The 512-nt window shown below is 78.7% G+C and carries 1 protein-coding gene; it reads left to right on the top strand.

The annotated features are described in order from the left end of the window. Positions 1-323: 323 nt before the first annotated feature. Positions 324-512, top strand: a 189-nt coding sequence (locus tag K933_RS16320; protein ID WP_023395860.1) for a hypothetical protein, incomplete at its 3' end; no start/stop codon positions are given.

The following is a 512-nucleotide window of genomic DNA, read 5'->3' as shown; positions in this document are numbered from 1 at the left end:
GGGTCGTGCTCGAACGCGTCCGCGCCGGCGGGACGAGCGCCGTCCGCGCGCACACCGGCCGTGCGACCGCCGAGCGCGCCGCGAGCGGGTCGCGCGGCGACGCCGACGCGGCCGTAGGTTCAAGTACCGGAACGCGACCACCCGCCCTATGCGACAGTTCGATGCCCTCGACGCCGGCCTCTCGGGTCTCCTCGGCGGGTCGGGCGACGGCGACGACGGACGACCGTGCGGTTGCCGCCCGCGGGTCGACGCGCCCGCGGGCACCGCGGACGGACGCGTGACCCTCCGGGTCGACGCCGACGGCTGTCCGGGCGGCGGCGACCTTGGCCGCCGAACCCGACTGCCGGGCGACGGTCGTCGGGGCGCTCGCGGACCGCGACGCCGACGCGGTTCGGACGCGCGCGGACGGTGTCGAACGGACGTACGACGGCCGGAGCGCCGCGCTCCTGCTCGCGGCGGGGCGGTTCGTCGAGCGGGCGGCGTTCCACGACCCCGACCTCGCGGAGCGCGCC

The sequence above is a fragment of the Candidatus Halobonum tyrrellensis G22 genome (genome assembly GCF_000495475.1).
Classification (GTDB): domain Archaea; phylum Halobacteriota; class Halobacteria; order Halobacteriales; family Haloferacaceae; genus Halobonum; species Halobonum tyrrellense.
This window is presented reverse-complemented; position numbering and strand designations above follow the sequence as displayed.